Below are 4122 nucleotides of genomic sequence, written 5' to 3'. Positions count from 1 at the left end.
ACCGGGCCCGGTGCGGGAGCCGGAGCCGTGCCCCGCTCCGCCGTGAACGCCAGATCGAAACTGAGATCGGTCGTGGCACGGTAGTTCGCGTGCACCGACGCAGTGATCACGTTCGTGCCCGCCACCAGCGCACCGGCCGGGACATCGAAGACGACCCGGTTACTGACGGCGGTCGCGTTCGAGACCACGCCGTTCGCCAACGTGTTCTGCGTGATCGCCCCCGCGGGCATCCGCACCCGACCGAGCTCCACCCCGTTCAGGTACACGACCACACCATCATTCGCGATCACCGAGACCTTCCCGTTCACCACCGTCGTCGGGTCGTCCACCGTGAACGTCTTGCGGAACTGCGCGCTCAGCGGCTTGGTCGCCAGGTTCGAGGGATCAATGTTCGTCGCCGCCCCCGACACGCCCCGCGCGAACAGGCCCTTTCCGACCGCCCACGACGACGCGTCGAAGGTCGCCGCGTTCCAGTCCGCCGGCAGCGCATCCGACGAGTACCGCCACGACCACGAGTCCCCGTTCGTCACGAAGGTCAACGCGTTCGGGGACGCCGGCTGCAGAGTGAACACCGCGGTGGACGCCGAGCGGTTGCCCGTGACATCCCGCGCCCGCACGACGTAGGTCGTCGCCTCGGCAGGAACCGGGACCGTCAGGTTCGTCGCCGTCGTCGACGCGATCACCCGGTTGCCACGCAGCACCTCGTACGTCACACCGGAACCCGCATCGGAGGATGCCCCCCACGCGAGCGTCGCGGTCGCCCCATCCGCGTTCGGCGTCGACGAGATCGCGCCCGGCGTCGACGGAGCCACGGAATCCCGCGGCGCGAACCGGATGAAACCGCCGGACCACTGGTTGACCTGCCCCGCCCGCATGGAGTCGGTCAGATCACCACCGATCCAGAGCGCGCCGGTGCTGTCGAAGAACGAGCCCCACACGCCCTGCCCCGCGCGCGACTGCACGACCGGGGACCAGTCGGGGATGTACTTGCCCGTCGCCGCATCCCAGGCACCGGCGTAGTTGATCTTGTCGACCTCGGTCCACGGGTCCGTGATCTCCTTCTTCAGGTACTTGTCCTGGTAGGCGTGGTCGCCGCAGTGGCACCCCGCCACCACGATGGATCCGTTGTCGTCCACGGTCTGGATGTCGCCACCGTTGTGGGTGATGGATCCGCTGACGCGCTGGAAGGTGTTGCGGTCGTAGCCGAACAGCGAGTGCTGCGACCCGCCGAGGTACACCCGGTCTCCGATCTCCGCGACACCGTTCTGCCACAGGTACCCCTGATAGTGCCCCTGGGCGTCGACGGTCGACTCGCTGAACGACGGCACCCACACCGGACTCGTCAGCGGAGCCCCGGCACCCGTCTGAATCGCCGTTCCGTCCGGCGTGTACGTGCCACCCTTGGAGTCGAAGTACCCCGCGAAGTAGGCACGATCGCCCCGCGCGGATGCGTCCACGGCGACCGTGGTGCCGTTGAGGTTCGCGTTCCAGTTGGTGTCCGGAAGGCCCGTCGCGAGATTGATGCGACCCCCGTTCCAGGCGCTCGCACTCGTCGTCGTCCCCACTGCGGTGAGGTGCGTCATCGAGCCGGCGACGTAGAGGTAACCGCCCTGGATATCCAGATCGTGGATGTAGGGAACCGCACCGACCGTGCGGTGCTCCGCCTTGACCTGCTGCCCGGAGAGCTGCCCCGTCACCGGATCCAGGAAGGCCAGGGCTGGCTGAGCGACACCGTTGACCGTCGTGAACTGCCCGCCGATCGCGAGACGCCCATCGGGCAGCGTCGCGATCGCCTTGACCTGGCCGTTCAGGACGGGCCGGAAGGACGACACCCACTGACCGGTGTTCACGTCGAATCCCGCAAGGTAGGGTTGCTCCACCTTGCCGGCACCATCGCGCGTCTGCTGCACGTACTGGAAGTTGCCGCCCGCGAACACCGTGTTACCGGCCTGACCGAATTCGGCCACCTCGACGTTGAGTTCCCCGGCCTGGCCGTTCGCCAGACCGGAGACCCCCCATACGGTCTTCATCGCGTCGCTGTTCGGGATGGAGGGCAGCGTCGATGCCGGCGTGCCCGTCGATGGCACCGTCCCGAAGTCCAGGTCGGCGAGTTTCAGCTGTGGTCTGACGAACATCTGGGCGAACGGGATGGCGTACCCCTGTCCGGCCGGGGCCCACATGTAGGAGGTGGGAGTGTCGGCGCCGGTGACCTGTGCACCGTAGGACCAGCCCTCGAGGTACTTGTGCGTCGCTCGTTGAGCAACCCCGGTCATGTTCCACCCGGTGCCGTCGTCGTTACCGAAACCATAACCCTGGGGCATGGTGGGGCCACCCCACCCGACGGAACCTGTCCACCCGCCGGACCCGGTGTAGCCGCCGAACACCCAGCTGCCCACCGGGTTGCCGCCGCTCAGGGTCCAGTTCCAGCGGTCGCGCCGGGTCAGGCTGAAGCGGACCTCCTGCCAGCGGGTGCCGTCCAGCGCCGAAGCGCGGTTGACGCGAATGCTGTTCGGCGGAAGCTGATCGGGTCGTCCGCCGTTGAGCAGTCCGTCCACCGTCTTGGCGGGAAGCTGCGCGGGCTTGAATGCCGCCGTACCGCTGGGCGTGGAGAAGATCTGCTCGGGGGTACCGAGGCCGTTGTAGTTCTCCTTCCATCCCTCGCGCCCGCGGCCGATCATCACCCAGCCGCCGCCGAGACTCACCTGGTCGCAGTAGAACTGCTGCGGGTAGACGAGCTTCGGCGTCAGGAGCCAGTAGACACCGCTCGGCTGGGACGGATAGTTCTGCTTGATCTCCCAGCACGACGCGGCGGCCGTCTCCTGGGTCTTGCCGTCGGGAAGCGCCGTCGCGGCCGACGCCGCAGCCGGGACGACCAGCGACCCCGCTACCGCGGCGGCGGCCAAAGCCGCGCCGACGAGAGCGCGGGCACCCCAGCCCCGCACCCTGTTCTGCATGCGATTCATCGAATCCTTCTTCTCTGTCATCGGCTCAGGCCGATCTCTGGCTTCTTGCACGACGAACCCACCCCACGAGTTCGCCGCGGTCGCGCGTGCGCGCAGGCGTCACAGACGCTGCACACTCATGAGACGCAGGGACACCGGGTTCATTACGCAGTGATACGTAGAATGTTGGCCTGTCGCGAAGTGTGCCCTGCGTCCTGCCATGTCAGCGGGGCATCTGGAGCGTGAGGTCGTAGCTGAGGTCCCGCGTGGTCGGCGTGTTCGCGTGCACGGAGGCGGCGATCACGTTGGTGCCCTCGACGAGCAGCTTCGCCGGAACGACGAAGGTGAACGTCTTCCGTGCGGCCGCGTCCGCCCGCGGGGCAGCCGTGGCGAGCGTGTCCTGGTCGAGTGGCCCCGTCGGCAGGTTCGCCCGGCCGAGCTCGACCCCGTTGAGGTACACGACCACTCCGTCATCGGCGATCACCGTGACCGTGCCGTCATGCACGCGCCCGGCCCCGGTGACCGTGAACGCCTTACGGAACTGGGCGCTGACCGGCTTCGCGGACAGGCTCGTGGGGTCGATGTTCGTGGTCTCCCCCGTGACGCCGCGGCCGAGGAGACCCGGCCCGCTGTTCCACCCGGCGGCGTCGTAGTCCACGCCGTTCCAGTCGTCGGGCAGAGCCTGGGTCGAGTACCGCCACGCCCACGTCGACCCGCTGTGGATCGTGACCATCTTCGCCCCCTTCGCCGCCGGCGAATGCGCGGTCATCATCTCGAACACCGCTCCGCCCGCCGAGGCGGCGGTCACCAGCGAGGTCGTGAATGCGGTGGCGGCGATCGTCGCTCCCACCAGAGCACGCATCCCCCAGGTGCGTGCTCGAGTTCCCTTCAGGTACATCGGATTCCTTCGTGTCCGTCGTTGCGTATCGGCGCACTGCACCCACGACCGAATCCGGGCGCGGGTGAGGCGGCAGGCAGATGCCTCCGGCTCAGCTCACCCCCGCTGCGAACGTCCCCATATCATGAGACGTTTCGACGCCCGATTCATTACGCCGGAATCCCGGATCGATTTGCGATGCGGACGGGGCCGGGCACCCGGAGGCGCCCGACCCCGCCCCTCCGGTTATCGCGGCATGGTGAGTGCGGCGTCGAAGGTGAGATCGGGTGTGCCGCGGTAGTT

Annotated in this window: 2 protein-coding genes; both read right to left on the bottom strand. The window is 68.0% G+C overall.

Annotated features, from left to right (window positions below; all coding sequences use genetic code 11):
* Nucleotides 1-2963 (bottom strand): fibrinogen-like YCDxxxxGGGW domain-containing protein (locus DW299_RS05055; RefSeq protein WP_136035924.1); only part of this gene is annotated, 2963 nt, incomplete at its 3' end.
* A gap of 202 nt (nt 2964-3165) precedes the next feature.
* Nucleotides 3166-3840 (bottom strand): hypothetical protein, encoded by a 675-nt coding sequence (locus DW299_RS05050; protein WP_136035923.1) that lies wholly within the window; start codon nt 3838-3840, stop codon nt 3166-3168.
* Nucleotides 3841-4122: the final 282 nt, after the last annotated feature.

The sequence above is a fragment of the Microbacterium sp. K35 genome (assembly GCF_004794375.1).
GTDB lineage: Bacteria > Actinomycetota > Actinomycetes > Actinomycetales > Microbacteriaceae > Microbacterium > Microbacterium sufflavum.
The sequence above is the reverse complement of the archived record's forward strand: the minus strand, read 5'-3'. Positions and strand labels throughout refer to the sequence as shown.

Coding starts and splice junctions, on each gene's coding strand:
- DW299_RS05050 (WP_136035923.1), bottom strand. CDS start 3,840: ATGTACCTGAAGGGAACTCGAGCACGCACCTGGGGGATGCGTGCTCTG.